This is a genomic window from Aeromonas sp. Prich7-2 (assembly GCF_017939255.1).
Lineage (GTDB): Bacteria > Pseudomonadota > Gammaproteobacteria > Enterobacterales > Aeromonadaceae > Aeromonas > Aeromonas caviae.
Genome location: NZ_JAGKRI010000366.1, coordinates 1 through 293, shown reverse-complemented (window position 1 = coordinate 293; position 293 = coordinate 1). Strand labels below are relative to the sequence as shown.

The 293-nt window shown below is 66.6% G+C and carries 1 protein-coding gene; it reads right to left on the bottom strand.

Annotation, left to right across the window (positions count from 1 at the left end):
- Window positions 1–293, bottom strand: a 293-nt coding sequence (locus J9892_RS25315) for a transposase (protein ID WP_210539138.1), incomplete at both ends; no start/stop codon positions are given.

Sequence of the window (293 nt, the reverse complement as noted above, 5' to 3'; positions counted from 1 at the left end):
GGTAACGCGCGAGCCTGCGCAGGTATTTCTGCTTGCTCAACGCACCGCTTTCCCAACGGTGCCGGGTACGAAACACCGCATCCGCCAGCAAGACCAACCGGGCACCGATGGGCTGGTTGCACTGCTCGCTACTCTCGGCGATGGCCGCGAGATTGCGGGCCACGTGGGCCCAGCACAGTTGCCGCTGGTCGGCGTCGATAAACCGGTAGCCGGCGTACTGGTCGGTCACCAGCACCCCGTCAAACTCGGCGCCCAGCAGCCGCTTGGCCGCCTCCTGACCACGGCCATAGGCC